This window comes from uncultured Cetobacterium sp. (assembly GCF_945952365.1).
In the GTDB taxonomy this organism is placed as follows: domain Bacteria; phylum Fusobacteriota; class Fusobacteriia; order Fusobacteriales; family Fusobacteriaceae; genus Cetobacterium_A.
Genome location: NZ_CAMFHX010000024.1, coordinates 16,760 through 38,774, shown reverse-complemented (window position 1 = coordinate 38,774; position 22,015 = coordinate 16,760). Strand labels below are relative to the sequence as shown.

The following is a 22,015-nucleotide window of genomic DNA, read 5'->3' as shown; positions in this document are numbered from 1 at the left end:
TTTTTCAATATTTTTTGGATAAATTTTTTCTATAGTTTCCTTATATAATAAAAAAAGCCTGAGAGATAAAATCTCCCAAGCCATGTTTTAAAAGCTATTTCTTCGGGAGATCTCATTTAAGAAAATCAAAATGAGCTCGTCCCAAAATTAAAAAATTAATTTTTGGTACAAACTCCCAAAGGCATCATATTCATCATTGTAGTTTTTATTGTCTTATTAAACATACTAACCACTCCTATAAAATATTTTGTTATACTATAACATACCGAAAATTATTTTTCAATTATTTTTTTATAAAAATTTTATTTTACTATAGAAATTTATTTTTAGAAGAAGTTATACCCTAAAGTAAAGCTTACTTGCTCTAAGTTATCGTTTCCTCTTCTATCTCCATCTATCTCTGTCACAGAGTATAATACTTCAGCTTGTAAAGAGAATAGATCCATTCCTACTCCAGCTCCATAGAAATATTTTCCATCTGGTTTAGAGTTTGATACGCTATCTCTTGTGTATAAAACTTTTCCTAACTTTCCTACTAAGTATGGTTTTACACCTATAGGGAATAAATTCATCTTTATTAATCCGTATGCTGGAACTGTTTCAATCTCTGTTCCACTTGTTTTCCCATTATAAGCTATTCCCACTCCAATATCTGCTAAAAGTAATGTTTGAGTTACTTCTAAACTCATAGTAGGTGCATAACTTTCAAAGCTTTTATCCTCTTTGTTGTAAGAGCTTGCATCTGTTATAGCTCCTAATCTTAGATGTGCATCCATTGAAAATGCAGCTGTGCTTAGCATTAAAAATGCAGCAATTAATCCTTTTTTCATTCTGTTCTCCTTTTAAAGTTTTTGTAATAAGTATATTGTATAATATTTTTAAAAGAAGCTCTAGTTTTATTTTTTTATTCTATTTAAAACTACTGAGACAACTTTTTGTAACATCGATATTTTTATACTACTTCCTTCAAAAATAGGTTTATAATGAGTGAAGGTATCAAACGAATATTTTCCATGATATCTTCCTATTCCACTCTCTCCTACTCCTCCAAAAGGAACCTTTTTATCTACAATTTGAAGTATCGTTGCATTTATACAAACTCCTCCAGCTTTTATATCTTTTGTTGATAAATCACCTTTCTGACTTCTAAATATATATAGTGCTAATGGCGATGGTTTTTGTCTCAAATCCCAATAAACTTTTTCTAAACTATCATACTCTATTAGAGGTAGTATCGGTCCAAATATCTCCTCTTTTGAGATTAAATCATCATCTTTTGGATTTAAAACTATGGTAAACGGAAACTTTCCTTTATCTTTAGAAGATTCATCAATCTTTCCATTTTGATATATAATCTCTACATTCTCTAAATAACTTTCCAATCTTTCAAAATGATTTCTATTTATAATCTTACCACCAATATCACCATTTTTTCTGATATATTCTCTTGTGAGCTCTACAAACTTTTCTGCACTGCCTCTAGGAATGTAAACATGATCTGGTGCAACACATGTTTGCCCTCTATTGAAAAACTTTCCCCAAATTATTTTATCCACACTTTCATTTAATATGGCTTCATCCTCTATTATGACTGGAGATTTTCCTCCTAGTTCTAAAGTTACTGGAGTTAAAGTTTCTGCTGCTTTCAAATATATCTCTTTTCCAACTTTTGTACTTCCAGTAAAAAATATATAATCATTTTTTTCGTCCAATAATTTTTTAGCAACTGCTGCATCACCTAACTCTACACTTACACCTTCAACTCCGCTCTCATCAATTATCTTTTTTATAACTTCACTACAATTTACAGAGTTTTCAGATGGCTTTAATACAACTTCATTTCCTGCGGCTATCGCTCCTATAAGTGGTAAAAATGTCAAATTAAAAGGATAGTTCCAAGGAGAAAATATAAGTACTCTTCCGTAGGGTTCTGGCTGAAGAACGATTCCTCCTCCTATAAAATTAAAAAAACTTTTTATTTTTTCAGGCTCACTCCACTTTTCTAAATTTTTTATAAAAAAATCAAATTCAGAAATAACGGGATAATATTCTGATAATCTACTTTCTTCAAAACTCTTTCCTAAATCTTTATATAATGCATCTATTATTGAATCTTTATTCTTTTCAAAAGATCTTTTTAGCTTTTCTAATTTTTCAACGTTTGTCATATGAGAGTTCTCCTTTCAATAAATATTTCATTATTATTAATACTATTTCTTCGAGTCTTTCCTTTATTTTTATTTTTAATTTTTTTTAGTTGATGAAATATAGATTTTATTCTATAATAGGGTTATTTTAAATAATAATTTTAGGAGGATTTTCATGAAATTCAGTGATTTTAAATACAGTAGACCGAATTATGATGAAGTAAAAATTGAGTTCACAGAATTAATGTCTGACTTAAAAGATTCTACAAATCTAAAAATACAAATTGAAATTATCAAAAAAATAAATTCGATTAGAAATACAATATCTTCTATGTCTAGTATCGCAAATATAAGACATACAATAAACACAGAGGATAAATTTTATGATGATGAAAACGAATACTGGGATGAAGTTTCGCCTTTATACCAAGAGTTAGATTCTCAATTTTATGAGGTTATGGTCAATCTTTCAAATAAGCACCAATTAATAGAGGAGTTTGGAGAACAGTTCTTTAAACTTATGGAAAATAGTTTAAAAACATTCTCTCCCGATATAATTGAAGACCTCCAAGAGGAAAATAAAGAAACATCAAAATACGTAAAACTTTTAGCTTCTGCTAAAATTTTATTCGATGGAAAAGAAAGAAACCTTTCTGGGATGACTCCGTATCTTCTTTCAAAAGATAGAGTTATTAGAAAAGCTGCTCAAGAAGCAAAATCTACTTTCTTTATAAATAATGAAAAAAAATTCGATGAGATTTTTGATAATCTTGTAAAAATAAGAGTTAATATTGCAAAAAAATTAGGGTTTGAAAACTTTATTGAGTTAGGGTATCTTAGAATGAATAGAGTTGATTATAATGCTAAAATGGTTGAAAACTTTAGAAAACAAGTTGTTGATAGTATTGTTCCATTAGCTAGTTCATTATATGAAAAACAAAAGCTTAGATTAGGATTAGACACTCTTAAATACTATGATGAAAAATTTGAATTCAACGATGGTAACCCAACTCCAAAAGGTGATGCAAACTGGATTATTGAGCAAGGAAAAAAGATGTATCATGAGATGTCATCTGAAACTGGTGAGTTTATTGATTTTATGATAAAGAATGATCTTATGGATTTAACTACTAAAAAAGGAAAAGCTGGTGGTGGATACTGTACGTTTATTCCTGATTATAAATCACCATTTATTTTCTCGAATTTCAATGGAACAAGTGGAGATATTGATGTTTTAACTCATGAAGCTGGACACGCATTCCAAGTTTATAAATCTAGTTGGATAGAAGTACCTGAACTTCTTTGGGCAACATATGAAAGTTCTGAGATTCACTCTATGAGTATGGAGTTCTTTACTTGGAATTGGATGGAGAACTTCTTTAAAGAGGATACTATGAAATATAAGTTCTCTCACTTAGGAGCTGCAATTAAATTTATTCCTTATGGAGTTCTTGTAGATCACTTCCAGCATAAAATATATGAAAATCCAGAGCTTACACCTGCCCAAAGAAAAAAAGTGTGGAGGGATTTGGAGAAAATTTATAAACCTCACTCTGATTACTCTGAAAATCCATTTTTAGAAAGAGGTGGTTGGTGGTTCCAACAAGCACATATTTTTGAAGTTCCATTCTATTATATAGATTATACTCTTGCTCAAATCTGTGCATTACAGTTCTGGAAAAAGATGAACGAAAATTATTCTGAAGCTTGGGATAACTATCTAAATCTTTGTCATGAAGGTGGAACAAAATCATTCTTAAAACTTTTAGAAGTTGCAAAATTAAAATCTCCTTTTGAAGATGGATGTGTAGAAGAGATTATAGAGTCTGTAAAAAATTATTTAGATAAGTTTTCTATCTAAGTATTATAGGTCAAATTGTAAACGATAACAAATGTTATCGTTTTTTTTGTTTCCTTTATTTATTTTTAAAGGATTTTTTCCATATTGGTTGAATATCCTTTTGTTGATACATTAACTTTAAAGGGAGGATTAATTTATGACAAAAATACTTTTGTTACTTTTTCTTATTAATTTCTCTGTGTTTGCAAAAGTTCTCAATGTTGGTGTAGTTTTAGAACACCATTCAGAGTCATCTAAAGTTACCCTAGAGATTCTAAAAGAGGAACTGAGCAAAAATTTTGCAGGGACTGAATTTACACCACAAATATCTGAGATATTTTATCTGACGGATCATAATATACAAGAAGGAGTTAATAAGCTTAATGCTAACTCTAAAATTGATAGTATCTTTATACTAACTTGTGCACCATTAGAAGATATTAAAAATTTGAAATCAGATAAATTCTATTCTGTTCCACTTGGATTTGGAAATAAAGCTAAAAATATATCTAAAAATATATCTAAAAATATAAACTATATTTATAGCAATCTAAATTTGAATGAACTTTTATCACCTTTTAAAAATCTTTCTGGAATAAATGAAATTGATGTTCTAATATCTAATATGGATGAGAATAATTTAAAAGCTTTAGAAAAGAAAACAGATTTAGCTGGAATAAAGGTTAATATTATGAGATCTTCAAAAGAAAATCTTTTCAAAGCTTCAAATAGAGGTGTTCCATCTTTTCTTATAGATTTTAACGACGATCTTGATTCTTATGCTTACTCGGGATTAACTCTTAACAAGGAGTTAAGAAAAAGATTAAGAGCAGCTTCATTAAATTATATGTTTTTCAAAACTAAAAGAGATATGGGACAAATTATTGAAGTAAATGAACCTAGAAAAGATATATTTGTTAACTCTCCTGTAGCAAGTAAAATAGGATTATATCCTAATCTTATTTTTTTACAAGAGATTTCACATCTGAATGAATCTCGACTTCAAAATCCTAAGCTATCTTTAAAAACAGCTGTTGATAGAGCATTAAATGAAAACTTAGATTTATTAAGAACTAAACAAAATGTATTCACTAGTTATTATAGTTCAAAAGTTGCTAACTCTAAAAGATTGCCTCAGCTTACTGCTAACATGAATTATAATGCCTTAGATGATAGATCTCCTACATTTATGCAAGGAGCAGCAACTAATAGTGTGACGTCTTATCTACAGCTATCACAGGTTATTTTTAGCGATCAGATCAATGCTAGTGTATTCATAGAAAAACTAGCTTTAGATTCAAGTAGAAAGGCTTATGAACAAGAAAAATTAAATACTATCTACTACGTAGCTTCTACTTATGTAAATATTCTTCAATTGAATGCTCAACTAAAGATTCAAATGAGTAACTACAGTCTTTTACGAGAAACTTTAGATGTAGCTAAAATAAACTATGATGTTGGAGCTGGAGGATTGCAAGATGTATATAGATTAGAATCTGATGTTGCAAGCGCTCTTTCTAATATTTCAAATGTAAAAGGTGAGCTTCGTTCTCAAGAGATTTATTTAAACGATCTATTAAATTATTCACAAGACAATAGATACTCTTATGAAAATATAGATGATATTGCTCCATATTTTCTTTTAAGTAATAATTTAGGTAAAAACTTTACGTTTGGTTCTGAAAAATCAAAAAAAATAGAAAACTTCTTGGTTAGAGAAACTCTCTCAAACTCTAACGCCCTACAACAACTAGACAATACTATAAAAGGGAAGGAAAGAGAATATACATCTAACAGTCGAGAAAGATATATACCAACTGTTAAAGCTTTTGGTAACTATAATAAAAATAATATCGTAACACCTTGGGGGAAAAATTCAAATAGAAACTTCCCTGATGAATATTGGGAAGCTGGAGTAGGAGTATCTCTTCCAATAATCAGTGGTGGTGAGATTCATTATAACGCTGAAAAAATAAAAAGCGAACTGAAATCTTTAGAATATAATAAGCTTTCTCTTACTAACAATCTTACAAAAGAAGTTTTACAAATTTATACTGAACTTTTAACAAATTATGTTCAAAGCTACACTACTCAAATATCTTCTGATGTAGCAAAGAAAAATTTAGATATTGTTAAAAATCTTTATGCTGAAGGAAGTATTAGTATAACTGATTTCCTATCTGCACAAAATAACGCTTTAAGCCAAGAATTAAATCATGTTATTGAAAACTTTAACTTAATTAATTCTACTTTAAAGCTTGAAAATCTTTATGGAAAATCTTCAATTATACTTACAGACCCAGAAAAGCAATATCTGCTTTTAAAACTTCAAAAAGAGATTGAAAATTAGGAGGATAACTATGAAAAATAAAATCTTTATTGCTATAAGTTTACTTTTACTTCTTAGTTGTGGAAAAGAAAAACTACCAGAAGAAGCTCTAGAAATAAAACCTGTTGTTTATGAGGTTGTAGAATCAAAAGAAAATAGTGTTATCAGAACATATTCTGGTACAATTAGTTCTGAAGCTCTTTCAAACCTAAGTTTTAGAGTTTCTGGAACAATTGATAAAAGAATCGCTCAGCTTGGTGATAGTGTTAAAAAAGGACAAATCTTAGCTACACTAGACCCCGCAGAATACAATCTAAATTATGAAAAATCTTTATCTGATTTAGCTAAAGGAAACGCTGTTTTTGCTGAAGCTGAAGCTAACTTTAAAAGATCTGAAGCTCTTTATTTAGAAAATAGTATTTCTAAAGCTTCTTACGATAGTGCCATTGCTCAATATAAGTCAGCTCTTTCTAGTGTTAAAGCTTTGAAAGATGCTTCTAATTTATCAAAACTAAAAGTGGATTATACATATTTAAAAGCCCCACAAGATGGAACTATCGGTCAAGTAAAAAGTGAGGTTAATCAAGTTGTTAGCCCTGAAACTGTTGTTTTTGTTTTAAGTAGTGATGGAGATAGAAATGTAGAGTTTAATGTATCTCAATCTGTTATTGGTTCTTTATCTGCTGGTCAACCTGTAGACATTTTAATAACATCTCTAAATAATAAAAAAGTTAAGGGTGTTATTACAAATATTGGAACTTTATCTGTCGGTTATGGTAGTACATATCCAGTAAAAGCTAAAATAACAGAGATAGCTCCTGAAGTTAAAGTTGGTATGATTGCAAATATAATTATTGATACAATTGAAGGAAATGAACCTATAATATCTCTTCCTTTAAGTTCTATTGTGACTGGAGCAGATAACCAAAAATATGTTTATGTTGTTAAAAATATCGAAAATAATATCGGAGTAGCACAGAAACAAAAAATTGAGATATCTTCATCTCCTGCAAGTGATGGAATCATAATTTTAAATGGATTATCTAAAGGAGATATTGTTATCACAAAAGGAAGTAATGCAGTGAAAGAGAATCAGAAGGTTTCTCTTATAAAAGGGGAGATTTAGTATGAAGCTAACAGAACTAGCTATTAAAAATAAGGTTACCGCCTATATGCTTTTTACTCTACTTCTTATTTTTGGATATATGTCATATAATAACTCTGAAAAAGCTGAAGACCCTGGTTTTACTATAAAAGTTGCTCTTATTACTACCAATTGGCCTGGTGCAACAGCTAAACAGATGGCTGACTTAGTCAGTAAAAGAATTACTGACCAAGTCCAAAATATGGATGCTTTAAAATATGTAGAATCTAAAAATATAGACGGACAGTCAAATGTATATGTAAATATTAAAAGTGGATATAAAGACTTAAAACCCGTGTGGCAAGAGTTAAGAGATAGAATAAATACATTCGTTGTCCCAGCTCTTCCACAAGGTGTACAAGCACCTCAAATCAATACATATTTCGGTGATGTGTATGGAACTCTTTTAGCTATCGGTGGAGATGGATATACAAACGAGGAACTTTATGAAACTGCTGCTAATTTAAAAGATTCTCTTCTTTTTTCTGTTCCTGAAATTGGAAGAATTGATATAAGTGGAGTTCAAGGAGAAGCAATCTATATTGATATAGACAATAAACTTCTTTCTCAAACTGGAGTGACATTAGAAAATATTCTTTCGACTCTATCTAACTTGAATGTTATTATCAAAGGTGGAGATTTAGTTATTGATAATGATAGATTAAAACTGAATCCTTCGGGAAACTTTGAAAATCTTGAAGATATCAAAAACACAGTTATTACTAGTAGTGATGGGAAATCAAATATCTATTTAAAAGAGATTGCCAATATCTATAACGGTTATCAAGAACCTTCTAATTACTCGATAGATTTTAATGGGCATAACGCTATCACTTTAGGAGTTTCTCTTGGAGCTGGTCAAGATATTTTAGTTATGAGTGATGGGATAAAATCAACTTTAGCTGAATTCAAAAAAAATCTACCCATAGGTTTAGAGATTGGAGAGATTTATTATCAACCTGATTTAGTTCAAGTTAAAGTTACATCATTTATTGTAAATCTAATTCAAGCTATATCTATAATCATAATTGTTATGCTTATATTTTTAGGTTTAAGATCTGGACTTATTGTTGCTGCTCTTACTCCTACATCAATAGCTTTTACTTTAATCGGTCTTTACTATATGGGTTATGGAATAAATCAAATAACTCTAGCGGGACTTATAATTGCTCTTGGAATGCTTGTTGATAATGCTGTTGTTATGTCAGAAAATATAATTGTTCTTATGGAAAATGGTGAGGATCGTTTAAGTGCTTGTTTGAAATCAGCTCAATCGCTTTCTATCCCTCTTTTAGTTAGTTCAATTACAACAATTATGGCATTCTCCCCAATTATTTTAAATAAAGAGGATATGGGAGAATATGTTGGGCCACTAACTATTGTTGTTATGCTTGCTCTTTTTGGTTCTTGGATTATAAATCAAACTTTAATACCTTTATTATGTTTCGATTTTATAAAAATAAAAGAGGGAGCAAAACAAAATCTGAATAGTAAAGCTTATATTACCTATAGAAATGTTCTTTTATTTGTACTAAAAAATCAAAAAATGACTTTACTTACAGCTGTAGCTTCACTGTTTTTAGGTTTAATTCTTTTAGGACGTGTTCCAAGTAACTTTATGCCTGCTTCTACTGACCCTATAATGTCAACATTTATACGTTTACCTAAGGGAACAGATATAAACTACACTCGTGAAGTTGTAAAAGATGCAAATCAATTTATAAAAGACAATTATGCAACTGGAGAACAAGAAGCTCTCCCTCCTACACTTTGGGATTACATAACTACAGGTGGTACAACTTCTGTGTATGAAAAACAAGGAGTTTTAAGTTGGGGATCATTTATTGGTGGTGGAGCTGCTAAATTTGCAACAGGGTATACTCCTGAAACTAGGTTGACTGAATATGCTTATATCATGTATAACTTAAGTGACTATAGATTAATCCCTAAAATCTCAACAGAAGTAAACGAATATTTAAAATCTAAATATCCAAGTATTGATGTTGTTTCTAAAGGATTAGCAAGTGGAGTTACTCTTGAAAAAGATTTAGGATATGTTTTAGCGTCTAACGATATTCCAAAATTAAAAGCTGCTGCTGCTGAATTAAAAGAGAAGTTATCGGAAACTCCAGGAGCACTTTCTGTATCTGATGCTTGGGGAAATGAAGTTCCAGATATCAAAATCGAAATAAACCAAGAGAAAGCCCAGCTTGCTGGTTTCAACAATGATACAATCGGTAAAGTTTTACAGTTTGTTTTACAAGGATATACTGCTACTACATTTAGAGATTTTAATGCTCCTGCTCAAAGTACAATAATCCCTGTTATAGTAAAAGGAAAGCATACATATAAAGATGATATAAAGTCTATTGAATCTATCGAGCTTATTAACTCAAAAGGAGAAGCTGTTCCTTTAAGACAGATTGCTGATATAAAACTAGATTATCGTCCTTTCTATGTATCTACTAGAAACTTGGCTTACTCAATTCAAGTTGATGCAGCTGTCGATCCAGCTACAACTCCACTTGAAGTAAATAAAAATATTGAACCTTGGATAAAAGAGAAGTTAAAAGAGTGGGGACCAAGTATCAAATACTATCCTGCTGGAATAATGAAAACTTCATCTGAAAATCAAAGTGCACTATTTGCTCAAGTTCCAGTGGCTATACTTATGATGTTTGTTCTTGTAGTTGGGCAATTTAACTCACTAAAAAAAGGTCTTACAATTATGCTTGTTATTCCTTTATCACTTTTAGGAATTGCAATCGGTTTATTAGTTACAAATACAGAGCTTGGATTTATGGCTATGGTTGGTATTATATCTCTTGCTGGAGTTGTATTGAATCATGCTATAATCTTGGTTGATAAGATGACTCTTGAAAAAGATAGTGGGCGTACTGACCAAGATGCTATCGTATTTGGATGTCAATCAAGACTTAGACCTATATTTTTAACAGTTGCTACAACCCTTGTTGGATTAATGCCATTATATTTCTTTGGTGGACCACTATTCCAACCTCTAGCTGTAGTACTAATATTTGGTTTAGCTTCAGATACTGTCTTAGCTCTTGCTGTTATACCGGTTATATATGCAACATTCTATAAAACTAAGTTTAAAGACTATGTTTATGATGAAGCTCGTTTAATTGAAAAACAATAAATATATTTGAAAAATAAAAAGGTTGTGAGAATATTAAATCTCACAACCTTTTTTTATAAAATATTATTTAACAGCTTTTCCATCTCTTTTCTTAAAGTAGCTCTATCTCCATTCCAATGGTTTACAATAATTGTAAATGCATATTTTTTACCATTTTTTTCAGCATATCCAGCATATGATTGAATTCCACTCATACTTCCACTCTTCACCTTTACTTTTCCCTCTAAAGGTGTATTCTTTAAAAAGATTGCAACTGTTCCATCTTTACCAGCTACTGGAAGTAGGTTTTGTAATCCTGATTCAGAGTATGCTAATATCTCTGTTAAAAGTTTTGCAGAGATTACATTTCCTCTCGATAGACCACTTCCATCTCTTAAAATTAAAGAGTGGATATCCATTCCTTTACTTTTCCAGAACTTTTCTATGTCCACACCTTTTGTTTTCTGAATCAATTGGAATAGATGCTCTGTATAGTGATTGTCACTTCTTGTTAAAAGTACCTTAACTATTTCAGAAATTGGTGGAGATTTTGTAACAGCTATAATTTTTGGATTTTTCGGTCTTTGTGATGTCAATCTCGCTGTAGTTACTCTTCCTTTAAAATCAACACTTTCTTTTTTCAAATGATATGAGAAATATTGACCTAAAAATAATCCCGGATCAGGGATATCACTTTGAATCACAACTCCATTTTTATTTTGTGGAACTGCTCCAAAAATTCTTCTCTTGTTATCTAAAGGTAGACCTCTGACTGACAACTCTCTTTTTCCACCTGTTGTAACTAACCCTTGATTATCAAATGCTAATCCTGTTATCTCTGGCTTTGTTTTAATTATTTCAGGTTTTTTTCCTGTAACCTCTGCTTTTAAATATAAAGTATACAGATTATCAAATACACTTATTCCATATGTCCCTTGTCCATAGTTAGTTCCCATATCTTCCCATAACCATTTCCCTGGAATCCCTTCATATCCAAAAAGATCATCTAAAACAATTATATTTCCATCTATTGATTTTATTCCAGCTCTTTTAACTTCACTTACCCAATCTCTTAAAAAGGCCTCTCTATCAATTGAGATTCCATCCGACCCTAGTGTGGGGTCTCCACCACCTTGAATGTATATATTTCCTTTTAAAACGCCCTCTTTAGATATAGTTCCATCATATAGAACTTTTGTTTCTAAAACACTATTTGCTCCTAAAACTTCTAAAGCTGTTGCTGCAGTTACAATTTTTAATACCGAAGCTGGAACTAAAGCAGCGTCTTCTCTATAACCATCTACTACTTTTCCACTTTTTAATTCCACTGCATAAACCCCTATGTTTCCATGCTCTAAGACTTTAGAGTTTACAAATTGTGCTAAAGCTTTCGATTCCTTTTGAACATCTGTATTCACTATATTTATTGGCTCTATATTTTCTTCTGTACTTATCTCTTTCTCTTCTGTGAATAAAATTGGTGACTCTATTACATCTGGTACTACTATTTGTTGATTTTCTAAAATATTTTTTCTATCCGCAGTGCTACATGCTGTTAAAAAAGCTGTAATCAATGCTAAATATAAAAATTTTCTTTTCATAACTCACCCCTCATATCATAAAATATTCTACAGTTATTATAACATAATTCATTCAATTTCTCCTGAGATAATAAAAAAAACCAGTATAGTTTTAAAAACTACAGCTGGTTTAAATTTTTATCTATTTTCCAATATCGTTTTCAGCACCAGAATAGATAATTCCATTCCAATGAACCATATTTCTTTCAATAGTTACATTCTCTAAGTTTACACCCTCAAGAGCGAACTTCTTGAACTCATGGAATCCTGTTCTATCCACAATATATCCGATATGCTCTTTTGGTAATGCTCTGTTGATATACGTATCAACATATTTATATGTATTTTTGATTATTTTTATGATGCTCTCTTCGTCAGCCCATAGTAACCAATCTTCAGCAAGTCTTGGATTTTTCTTTCCAGTTCTTCCCATGATAGCTAATCTATAGTATTTCTTCTCATCTCTAACCCAAGCTGATGTAGGACAGTTTAAAACACACTCTCCACACCCGATACATTTACTGTGCTCTCTAACAACAGTGTAGTTCTCTGCACTTAAAGCACCTGTAGATAATCCCTTACATTTCTTTACGCAAGCTCCACAAGATACACATCTCTCTTTCTCATAAAGAGGCATAGCCATTCCAACAATACCAAAGTCATGCATTCTAGCTTTGATACAATCGTTTGGACAACCAGTTAAAGCTATCTTAAAGTGGAAATCATGAGGGAAAACCTCTTTCTCTATCTTTCTAGCAAACTCAGTTGTATTATATTGAGCCTTAGGACAAACACCATTTCCTATACAAGCTGTTATATTTCTAGTTCCAGCTGCTGGATATCCATTTCCAACTCCATTTGGTTGGTTGATTTCAAATCCATCTATTAGTACTTGAATCTCTTTATTTACTTCATCGATCATAGTTATATCGATACCTTTTATCTCAAAACCTTGACGAGTTGTTATATGTACTTTTCCATTTCCATATTTCGAAGCGATTTCAGAAACTTTAAGTAGTAACTCAGCTGTTATCTCTCCACCTGGAACTCTAACTCTTAAAGCTGTCTTTTTTCTCTCTTTTGTAACTCTAAATGCATTTTTCGTAAAACTTTTTCTACTTAATTCTAAAGCCATCTTTCCTCCTAATCTAAAAGCTTCTTAGCTTTTACATAATTAAATATAGGTCCTTCTAAACAAACATATGTTTCATCAATTTTACAGTGTCCACACTTACCAACAGCACAAGACATATTTCTTTCGAATGAAACCCAAATTTTCTCTTCAGGAATTCCTAACTTTAAAAACTCTAATGCAGAGAACTTCATCATCATTGGTGGTCCAACTATAACAACTTCTAAGTTATCAAATCCATCATGTAATCTTAGGTGAGGAATATACTCAGTAACTAATCCAACACACTCTCCATCAATTCCACAACCTTTATCTACAGTTAAAATCATAGGAGCTTTCTTTCTCCATACATCTATCTCATTTTTAAATAAAATAGAATCTTGATCTTTAAATCCAAAAATTAGCTCGATATCAGTTTCTTTATCATCTATAAGTTGTTTTATTAATGGTCTAACTGGAGCAGTTCCACTTCCTCCTGCAACAACGATAACTCTTTTACCTTTATAAGTATCCATAGGGAAAGAATTTCCATATGCTCCTCTTAAAAATATAGAGTCTCCTGGTTTTAAGTTGAATACAGCATCTGTAACCTTTCCAACTTTTCTTATTAAGAACTCTATCCATCCCTCTTCATGGTTACAGTCAGCAACCGATATAGGCGCCTCTCCTACCATAGGTATAGATAACTGTATAAATTGTCCAGCTAATGGCTTAATCGTTGTTTTAACTTTGAATAACCACTCAATTGAACTTTCTTGAACTATTGATAATATCTCTCCTCTTTCAGGCATATATATATTATTCATCTTTATCACCTAACTTTTTTGATAGTTTGTTTATACAGTTTATGTATGAAATGTATTCTGGACAAGCGTCGTCACATCTTCCACATCCTATACACATATGAGTTCCAAATCTCTTCTTATAGTCTGAAATTTTATGCATAACTTTAAATCTCATTCTATCTCCAGATTTTTGTCTGAATTCATGTCCTCCAGCCATAGTTGTAAATCCATCTACATGGCAAGAAGCCCAAACTCTTCTTCTCTCTCCAGTTTTAGCGTTATCTCTATTAAAGATATCTTGGCTAGTAAAACAAGTACAAGTTGGACATACAAAGTTACATCTTCCACACTTTATACATCTATCGTAGTCTCTCCACATCTCATCATTTATTATATCATCTAATACGATATTTTCAGGAACAGTTACCTTCTCAACGTTTTCTTTTACGAATTCCATTTCGAACTCTTCCTCTTTTCCTGCATCAAAGAAGTTTAATAACTCTTCGTCTTTAACATCTGTGTAAACCTCTCCATCTTTGAACGTCAATCCTAAGTTATAATCCTCAGTGCTATTCGTTCCCATAGAAGCGCAGAAACAACTTTCCCAACCTTGTCCTGGGCAGCCCATAACTGCAAATTTTACCATTTTCTTAGCGTCTGCATAATACTCATCACTAAACTTGTTGTTTAGGTAGATATTATCCACTCTATTTATAGCATGTAAATCACAGCTTCTAAGTATTACTAAAGCTTTTTTTGTTCTTCCCTCTGGCTTTTTAAATTCATTTTCATTGAAATAAAATATTGTTTGTCTGATAGGTAGTAGAATCTCTTTAGCTGAATAATAACTCTTATCTTTTAAATTAATCTCTTCTAATGTAGTTATCTTTTCATATTTAACTAGATCAGTATCTGAGAAAGTTCCCTTAAAAGGAAGTGTAACTGGAGCATATATATCATACTCCTTAGATAAGTTCGATAGTACGCTATTAAACTCATCATTTGTTAATAATTTTTTCATCTCTTCACCTCTTATTGAGTATTTTTTATATTTCATTCTATTACTTTATATAGAAAAAAATGTGTGACTCTAGTCACACATCTCTATATTGACAAAAAATAAATTTTTTTAAGATCAATTTGTAATCTTATTATTTTTCTCCTCTGAAAAGTTCAGTGATTCCCTTTATAAATACTCTAACATATTTATCTCCAGCTTCTCTATAATTTTTGTGATCTGGTCTTCTGAAAATAGCACTTAATTCTGATTCAGACATCTTAAGTCCACCTGTTTCGAATGCATCTATCATATCCTCACTTCTGAAAGCTAAAGCTATTTTTAACTTTCTTAAAATGTGGTTGTTTATGTTCTTGTTATTTACTACAGGTTCTTCAACTCTTGGAGTTCCAACTTTTTGTGGTCCTCTCTTATAAGTGATAAGTCCAGTTAAGAACATATCTAAAGTTTGATTATTACAAGTTTTGAAGTTATCATCTTCAGGCTTACTTAAAAAAGCTGTTAACTCCTCTAAAGAAAGTTTTACCCCTCCTAATTTGAAAACTTCTAGCATAGCTTTATCATTTATTCTTAAAGCGTATCTAACTCTTCTTAGAACGTCATTATTTGTCATTTATTCCTCCTGATATTTTAAATTTACTCATAATTATAGCATAATTTTGAAAGTATTCCTACCTTTACTTTTACGCTTTCTTTACCTCATATCCTACTCTCTGTAGAAATCTTTTATTTTAGATTTTAAAATAAAAATTGAGTTGTTTTCAACTTTTACTAATCCTAACTCTTTTAACTTTTTTACTCCTCTTGAAACAGTCTCTCTATTTGTTCCAAGCATATCTGCTAGATATGTGTTATTTACTTTTACTGTAAATCCATGATACTCATTTGCTTCATAGCCAAAATCTTTTGCAAGTTTCCACAATTTTGCTGCAATTTTTTTATCCATAGAGATTGTTGTTGTATTTTTTAGTTGTCTATACAAACGTTTTGTTTTTTTTGAAAGAGATTTTATTATTAATATCGCTAAATCAGGATGTTTTACAATCAATCTTCTAAGCTCTTTAACTGGAATGACTAAAGTTTTTACATCTGTAAAAGCATCACAACTCACACTAGTTTTTTCACTCTCATCATATACCATCGTATCATTTAAAAATGAATCCTCTCCTAAAAGATAGATTATTTTTCTTTTTCCATCTGAATTATCTTTATAAACTGTAACATTTCCACTGATTACAAAATATACATTTTCACAAAAAGAGTGTTCTAAAAAAAGAGTTTCCCCTACTTTATATTCTTGGCAGTGAGAAACTCTTAATAAATCATTCAAACACTCTTTTCCTAAAAAACTGTTTAAATAGTCTGTATTCATATTAGTATTTGTTTGGATCTGCAGTTCCTGTAGTCACCAATTCAACTCCAGAACTTGTCCCTAATCTTGTTACACCTAAAGATATAAACTTTTCTGCAGTAGCTAAATCTCTAACTCCACCTGCAGCTTTTAGTTCAGCTTTATCTCCAACAATCTCTTTCATTAGTGCGATATCTTCAAATGTAGCTCCACCTGTTCCAAACCCTGTAGATGTTTTTACAAAATCAGCCTTTGCATCTAAGCAAAGTGCAGTAGCAACTTTTTTCTCGTTATCTGTAAGGTAACAGTTTTCAATTATAACTTTTAAAACGTTACTTCCAATAGCTTCTTTTATAGCTGCTATTTCATTTTTTACATACTCAGTTTCTCCAGCTTTTAACATTCCAATATTGATAACCATATCAATCTCAGATGCTCCATCCTCTATAGCAGTTTTTGCTTCGAAAACTTTTGAAGCCGTTGACATTGCTCCTAGCGGGAATCCTATCACAGAACAAACTTTAACCTCTGATCCTTCTAACTCTTTTGCTGCTAATGCAACGTAAGATCCATTTACACAAACTGAGAAAAAGTTGTGCTCTTTAGCTTCCTTACATAACTTTAAAATATCCTTTGGTTCTGTTGTAGCCTTTAATACTGTATGATCAATATATCTGCTTAAATTCATTCTTTATCTTTCCTCCTAAATTTTTTATAAATTTAATTACCCTATTATAACCCAATATTAGATAAAATTTCTAGAATAACTTTATTTTTTTCTACTTTTTCATCTACTATTGTATATGCACCCTCTAAAAACTTTATAGATGATTCTAAGTTTTTATCATTATGTTGAACTATTGCTAAAATTTCTCCAGCTTCAACATAATCTCCAACTTTTTTCGTCAATAAAACACCAACTGAATGATCTATTACATCCTCTTTCGTAGCTCTTCCAGCTCCTAAAACCATAGCTGATTTTCCAATCTCTTCAGCTTCTATCTTAGATATCCATCCTGATTTTTTGGCTTTAAAGAAGTATTCTGATTTAAAGCTTGGAAGAAGTGTGTAATCATCAACTAATGCTGGATTTCCCCCTGCAGCTTCTATAAAATCTTTTAAGTGCTGAATTGCAGCTCCACTTTTGATAGCTTTATGAACAAGAGTTTTACCCTCTTCTAAAGTTTTTACATCACCCTTAATTTGAAGAGCTGTCGCTACTATAGTTTCTACAAGTTCTGTGAAATCCTCTGGTCCTCTTCCTTTTAAAGTTTCAATAGCCTCAATAATTTCATTACTATTTCCAACTGCATATCCTAAAGGTTGATCCATATCCGTTAGAAGAGTTACAACTTTTCTATCAAACGAATCTCCAATATCTATCATTGTTCTTGCTAACTCTTTAGCTGTTTCTAAGTTTTTCATGAAAGCTCCAGAACCAACTTTAACGTCTAATATAATTCCATCTGCATAAACAGCTAACTTTTTACTCATTATTGAACTTGCTATTAGTGGTATGCTCGATACCGTAGCGGTTACATCTCTTAGAGAGTATAATTTTTTATCTAAAGGAACAATTGTATCAGAGTATCCCATAATACCTGTTCCAACACTATTTACCATTTTTACTAACTCTTCTCTAGTTTCAGGGAAATGGAATCCATCAATAGCCTCAAACTTATCTATCGTTCCACCTGTGTGCCCTAAACCTCTTCCTGATAGTTTTGCCGTTCCTATGTGGAACGCTGCAAAAAGACCTGCAAGAGCTATTGTAGTTTTATCTCCTACTCCACCTGTAGAGTGTTTATCTATTAAGAACTTTTCTATTCCATCAAATTTTATAATCTCACCACTATTCATCATAAGCTCTGTAAAAACTTTAAGCTCAGGTTTAGTCATTCCATTGAAATAAACAGCCATTAAAAATGATGACATCTGGTAATCAGGAACTCTATTTTGTAAATATTCTCCCAGTAAAAAACTCATCTCTTCTGATGTAAGTTCAATATTGTCTCTCTTTTTTTGAATAATATCTACCGCTCTCATATACTCCACCTCGTTTTATTTTCATATTTTATATATTTTTCTAGCATTTTTTCTATTTTTATGATATATAAATTCTTATACAATAGATAGGACATATGGCCCAATAAGGAGAATTTATGAATAAAATACTTAATTATATAAGTCTATTTAAATTAGACGAAATTTTAGTTAAAGAAGTTCAAGAAAAACTGCTTCTCAGACATTATAAAAAAGGAGAGTATATTTTAGAAGCTCACAAAGGAACGAACAGTATTTACTTCGTTGTTGAAGGAACTGTTGAAGTTTCGTGTATATTAGATAATGGAAATCAAGTTTGTTTAAATATCTTAAAACCTTTAGAAATTTTTGGAGATATTGAATTTATTAATAAGCAAGAGGTATTATTTGATGTTGTTGCTAAAAATGATGTGAGTGTAATCCTTCTTCCTTTTGTTGTCGCTAGAGAATTTTTAAATGAAAATATAAATTTCTGGAAATTTTTAGCTATTGAAGGAAATAAAAAATTATTAAATACCAATAAAGCTATATTTTATAAAAGTACTTTAAAAGCTAAAGATATTTTTCTAAAATATATTCAAGATAGTGATGGAGAGATAAACTTTAAATCCCTTGATGAACTTTCAGCTAGATTGAATATAAGTTATAGAAACCTAACTAGAATAATAGCCTTTTACGTTAAAAATAAAACTATTTCTAAAGATAGAAATTCTATCAAAATTTTATAGAGGAGGGGTTTATGAAAAATTTTATTTATGATGTTCCAACTAGAATTTTATTTGGAGAAAATCAGGTTTCAAATGTAGGAAAAGAGGTTAAAAAACACGCTTCAAAAGTTTTACTTCTTTACGGAAAAAATAGTATTAAAAAAAATGGTTTGTATGATGAAGTTGTGAACTACCACCGCCCTAATAGAGGGCGGGGCTTCGTGGGAAGTATCTGACTCATGTCAGATATATTAATCACGCTCTGTGGGTAGTTCCTACCCTGTTATATGTTTTAATAGGCTAGTAGCTCTCTACCAACCTCACGAATATTTATACTTGCGTTTAAGTCTCTATCTATCTCTGAGTTACATTCATTGCATTTGTAAACTCTTGAAGATAGTGGCAGTTCAGTTTTTACTGAACCACAAAATGAACAAGTTTTTGACGATGGAAACCACTTGTCAATTTTAATTACTTGTTTTCCTAAAAACATTGATTTGTATTGGAGCATAGTTGTAAATATTCCCCAGCCGTTATCAGCGACAGATTTACCAAAATTCAACGCTTGACTCATGCCTTTCATGTTAAGGTCTTCAAGTATTATCGCGTTATACTTAGTTACAAGTTCAGTTGATAATTTGTGTAAAAAATCTTTTCTATTGTTTTTGATAAGGTTATGAATTTTAGCAACTTTTAATTTTGCTTTATACCAATTTTGGGAGAACTTAACTTTTCTTGATAATTCTCTTTGAGCTTTAACGAGTTTAGCTTCTAACTTTCTAAAAAATCTAGGATAGTCAGCCCTTTGGTTATCGGAGCTAACAAAAAGTTCAGACATAGCAAAATCAAGCCCAACAATATTATTATCGCTTGGAACTTCTTTAATATCCTTTTCAAATTCAGTTAGTAAAGAAACGTAGTAAGCACCGTTAGGCTCTTGGCTAATGGTAGCTGATTTAATCACATAATTTTGAGGTATCTGTCTATGAAGTTTAATTTTAACTAAACCTAGCTTTGGAAGTTTCAGAAAATTTCCTTCAACTCTAATATTATTACTTGTAGATACTGTATTGTACGATTTTCTAGTTGACCTTTTAGATTTAAACTTAGGAAAGCTAGTTCTCTTTTGAAAGAAATTCTTATATGCAGTTTCTAAATTTTTAAGTGCTTGCTGTAATGCGATTGAATCAACCTCTTTCAAGAATGGTAGTTCAAGTTTAAGCGGTACAAGCTCTTTAGCTTGGGTATTGTAAGTTACAGATTTTTTCTCTGTCTCATACAATTCTTTTCTTTGACCCAAAAATCTATTATACACAAGTCTAGTGCAACCAAAAGTTTGATTAATTGTATTCGCTTGAGTTTCATTAGGATAGATTCTATATTTAAAAGCTAAATTATATGTCTTCATAGTTTTCACCTCCATTTTTAAATTTTATATGCTATGATAATACCATATTTAAAATTAGTTGTAAAGGAGTGCGTGGTTATGAATACTGAATTTAAAAAGAATAGACATTCTATCTACAATTTAACTTATCATTTAGTTGTAATTACAAAATATCGTAGAAAATGTATTAATGAGGATGTTTTGGAAGATTTAAAAGAAATATCAAAGAGATTATTAAGTGTCAAAGGCGGTAGTGTTTTAGAGGTAAATGGAGAAGAAGACCATTTGCATATTAAGCACTGGTGGAGCAACAATTGAAACTATCAAGCGGTATATTGAATCGCAAGGAACTGAAAACTAAAAAGATTGCCCCGATTCATCCTCTCCCTAATAGAGGAAGAGGTTTTCTCGGGGCGTTTTGATAAAAAAAGCACAGGAAGATTTATTTAATCCAACTGTGCTTTTTATTTTTCATTTTAATTACTTTAATCCAGCTTTAACTTCATCAATCATTTTTTGAGTTGTTTTTATCCCACCAGTTGCAGTGTACCAAGTCTCTGCATCTAAGAATATAATATTTCCATTTTTATAAGCATCTGTTGCTTTTACAATATCGTTATCGAAAGCTTTATTTGCTGATACTTCTCCACCATTTACAGCATTTCTATCTACTACAAAGATGTAGTTTGGATTTTTTTCTAAAAGATATTCAAAGTTAACTTTACTTCCATGAGTTGAAGCAGCGATATCCTCTACTGTTTTAAATCCAAAGTGATCATGAATAATTGCAAATCTTGATTTTAATCCATAAGCTGATAACTTTCCGTTGTTTGAAAGAACCACTAAAGCATTTAAATTTTGAGATTCTACTTTATCTTTAACCTCTTTTAAGTTAGTTTCTAAAGTTGCTAACTCTTTATTTAATTCAACTTGCTTAGAGAATATTTCTCCCATCATTTTTACATTTACTTTTAAAGTATCTAAATAGTCATCTCCTGTTGTTGTTAATCCAACTGTTGGAGCTATTTTAGATAATTGATCGTAGAAAGGTTCTTGTCTTCCCGCTACAATTATTAAATCTGGCTTTAACTCATATATTTTTTCTAAATTAGGATCTTTTAATCCTCCAACATTTACATATTTTTCATCCTTAAACTTTTCTAAGAATTTAGGTAAACTATCTTTTGGTAATCCTATAACCTCAACACCTACAGTATCTAACATCTCTACAATTCCGTAATCAAACACAATTACTCTTGTTGGATTTTTTGGAACCTCAGTAGTTCCCATCACATGGTTAATTGTTATTTTTTCTACAGGCGTAGTTTCCTCTGTTCCACCTGATAAATAGAAAAATGCTCCTATACAAACCGCTATAACTACTGCTAATAAAGCTAATATTTTTTTCATTTT

19 protein-coding genes are annotated in these 22,015 nt (G+C 30.8%); 7 read left to right on the top strand and 12 right to left on the bottom strand.

All coding sequences use genetic code 11. The features are described from left to right. Window positions 1-326: 326 nt before the first annotated feature. The gene (locus tag Q0O83_RS08965) at window positions 327-830 is read right to left on the bottom strand and encodes a hypothetical protein (protein ID WP_294096362.1); all 504 of its coding nucleotides are present in this window, start codon (window positions 828-830) and stop codon (window positions 327-329) included. 66 nt (window positions 831-896) lie between these two features. Continuing rightward, window positions 897-2,168, bottom strand: coding sequence for an aldehyde dehydrogenase family protein (locus Q0O83_RS08960; protein WP_294096361.1), 1,272 nt, complete (start codon window positions 2,166-2,168; stop codon window positions 897-899). 154 nt (window positions 2,169-2,322) lie between these two features. On the opposite strand from Q0O83_RS08960, the gene Q0O83_RS08955 reads away from it, so the two are divergent. The 4 genes from Q0O83_RS08955 to Q0O83_RS08940 all read left to right on the top strand — a co-directional run bounded on the left by Q0O83_RS08955 (window position 2,323) and on the right by Q0O83_RS08940 (window position 10,620). Next, the gene (locus Q0O83_RS08955; RefSeq protein ID WP_294096359.1) at window positions 2,323-4,008 is read left to right on the top strand and encodes a M3 family oligoendopeptidase; all 1,686 of its coding nucleotides are present in this window, start codon (window positions 2,323-2,325) and stop codon (window positions 4,006-4,008) included. 136 nt (window positions 4,009-4,144) lie between these two features. Beyond that, complete coding sequence (locus Q0O83_RS08950; RefSeq protein WP_294096358.1) at window positions 4,145-6,337, top strand: TolC family protein; 2,193 nt, start codon at window positions 4,145-4,147, stop codon at window positions 6,335-6,337. A gap of 10 nt (window positions 6,338-6,347) precedes the next feature. After that, window positions 6,348-7,442: an efflux RND transporter periplasmic adaptor subunit gene (locus tag Q0O83_RS08945; RefSeq protein ID WP_294096357.1), complete on the top strand. Its 1,095-nt coding sequence runs from the start codon at window positions 6,348-6,350 to the stop codon at window positions 7,440-7,442. A 1-nt stretch (window position 7,443) separates the two neighbouring features. After that, window positions 7,444-10,620 (top strand): efflux RND transporter permease subunit, encoded by a 3,177-nt coding sequence (locus Q0O83_RS08940; protein WP_294096355.1) that lies wholly within the window; start codon window positions 7,444-7,446, stop codon window positions 10,618-10,620. 53 nt (window positions 10,621-10,673) lie between these two features. On the opposite strand, the gene dacB is transcribed toward Q0O83_RS08940, so the two are convergent. The 8 genes from dacB to Q0O83_RS08900 all read right to left on the bottom strand — a co-directional run bounded on the left by dacB (window position 10,674) and on the right by Q0O83_RS08900 (window position 18,511). Continuing rightward, window positions 10,674-12,200, bottom strand: a complete 1,527-nt coding sequence (dacB, locus tag Q0O83_RS08935) for a D-alanyl-D-alanine carboxypeptidase/D-alanyl-D-alanine-endopeptidase (protein WP_294096354.1) — start codon at window positions 12,198-12,200, stop codon at window positions 10,674-10,676. 121 nt (window positions 12,201-12,321) lie between these two features. After that, window positions 12,322-13,314, bottom strand: coding sequence for a sulfite reductase subunit C (asrC, locus tag Q0O83_RS08930; RefSeq protein WP_294096353.1), 993 nt, complete (start codon window positions 13,312-13,314; stop codon window positions 12,322-12,324). Between the two features lie 8 nt (window positions 13,315-13,322). Further along, the gene (gene asrB / locus Q0O83_RS08925) at window positions 13,323-14,117 is read right to left on the bottom strand and encodes an anaerobic sulfite reductase subunit AsrB (protein WP_294096351.1); all 795 of its coding nucleotides are present in this window, start codon (window positions 14,115-14,117) and stop codon (window positions 13,323-13,325) included. Then, window positions 14,110-15,117, bottom strand: a complete 1,008-nt coding sequence (gene asrA, locus Q0O83_RS08920; protein ID WP_294096349.1) for an anaerobic sulfite reductase subunit AsrA — start codon at window positions 15,115-15,117, stop codon at window positions 14,110-14,112. The genes asrB and asrA overlap by 8 nt, the downstream gene beginning before the upstream one ends. Window positions 15,118-15,247: 130 nt before the next feature. After that, window positions 15,248-15,727, bottom strand: a complete 480-nt coding sequence (locus Q0O83_RS08915; RefSeq protein WP_294096347.1) for a DUF1456 family protein — start codon at window positions 15,725-15,727, stop codon at window positions 15,248-15,250. Between the two features lie 93 nt (window positions 15,728-15,820). Further along, entirely contained in the window at window positions 15,821-16,486 is a 666-nt protein-coding gene (locus Q0O83_RS08910; RefSeq protein ID WP_294096345.1) for a Crp/Fnr family transcriptional regulator, read from the bottom strand. A gap of 1 nt (window position 16,487) precedes the next feature. Further along, window positions 16,488-17,153, bottom strand: coding sequence for a deoxyribose-phosphate aldolase (gene deoC, locus Q0O83_RS08905; protein WP_294096343.1), 666 nt, complete (start codon window positions 17,151-17,153; stop codon window positions 16,488-16,490). Window positions 17,154-17,197: 44 nt separating this feature from the next. Next, a complete protein-coding gene (locus Q0O83_RS08900) occupies window positions 17,198-18,511 on the bottom strand; it encodes a thymidine phosphorylase (RefSeq protein ID WP_294096341.1) in 1,314 nt (437 codons plus the stop codon). 116 nt (window positions 18,512-18,627) lie between these two features. On the opposite strand from Q0O83_RS08900, the gene Q0O83_RS08895 reads away from it, so the two are divergent. Both Q0O83_RS08895 and Q0O83_RS08890 read left to right on the top strand, forming a co-directional pair. Then, window positions 18,628-19,236 (top strand): Crp/Fnr family transcriptional regulator, encoded by a 609-nt coding sequence (locus Q0O83_RS08895; RefSeq protein ID WP_294096340.1) that lies wholly within the window; start codon window positions 18,628-18,630, stop codon window positions 19,234-19,236. Window positions 19,237-19,247: 11 nt separating this feature from the next. Next, window positions 19,248-19,451, top strand: coding sequence for an iron-containing alcohol dehydrogenase (locus tag Q0O83_RS08890; RefSeq protein WP_294096339.1), 204 nt, complete (start codon window positions 19,248-19,250; stop codon window positions 19,449-19,451). A gap of 56 nt (window positions 19,452-19,507) precedes the next feature. On the opposite strand, the gene Q0O83_RS08885 is transcribed toward Q0O83_RS08890, so the two are convergent. After that, window positions 19,508-20,623 (bottom strand): RNA-guided endonuclease TnpB family protein, encoded by a 1,116-nt coding sequence (locus Q0O83_RS08885; RefSeq protein ID WP_294096336.1) that lies wholly within the window; start codon window positions 20,621-20,623, stop codon window positions 19,508-19,510. A gap of 78 nt (window positions 20,624-20,701) precedes the next feature. Here Q0O83_RS08885 and tnpA point away from each other — a divergent pair, with 78 nt between their 5' ends. Further along, the gene (gene tnpA / locus Q0O83_RS08880) at window positions 20,702-20,920 is read left to right on the top strand and encodes an IS200/IS605 family transposase (protein ID WP_294096334.1); all 219 of its coding nucleotides are present in this window, start codon (window positions 20,702-20,704) and stop codon (window positions 20,918-20,920) included. A gap of 162 nt (window positions 20,921-21,082) precedes the next feature. On the opposite strand, the gene Q0O83_RS08875 is transcribed toward tnpA, so the two are convergent. Beyond that, a complete protein-coding gene (locus tag Q0O83_RS08875) occupies window positions 21,083-22,012 on the bottom strand; it encodes a siderophore ABC transporter substrate-binding protein (RefSeq protein ID WP_294096332.1) in 930 nt (309 codons plus the stop codon). Window positions 22,013-22,015: the final 3 nt, after the last annotated feature.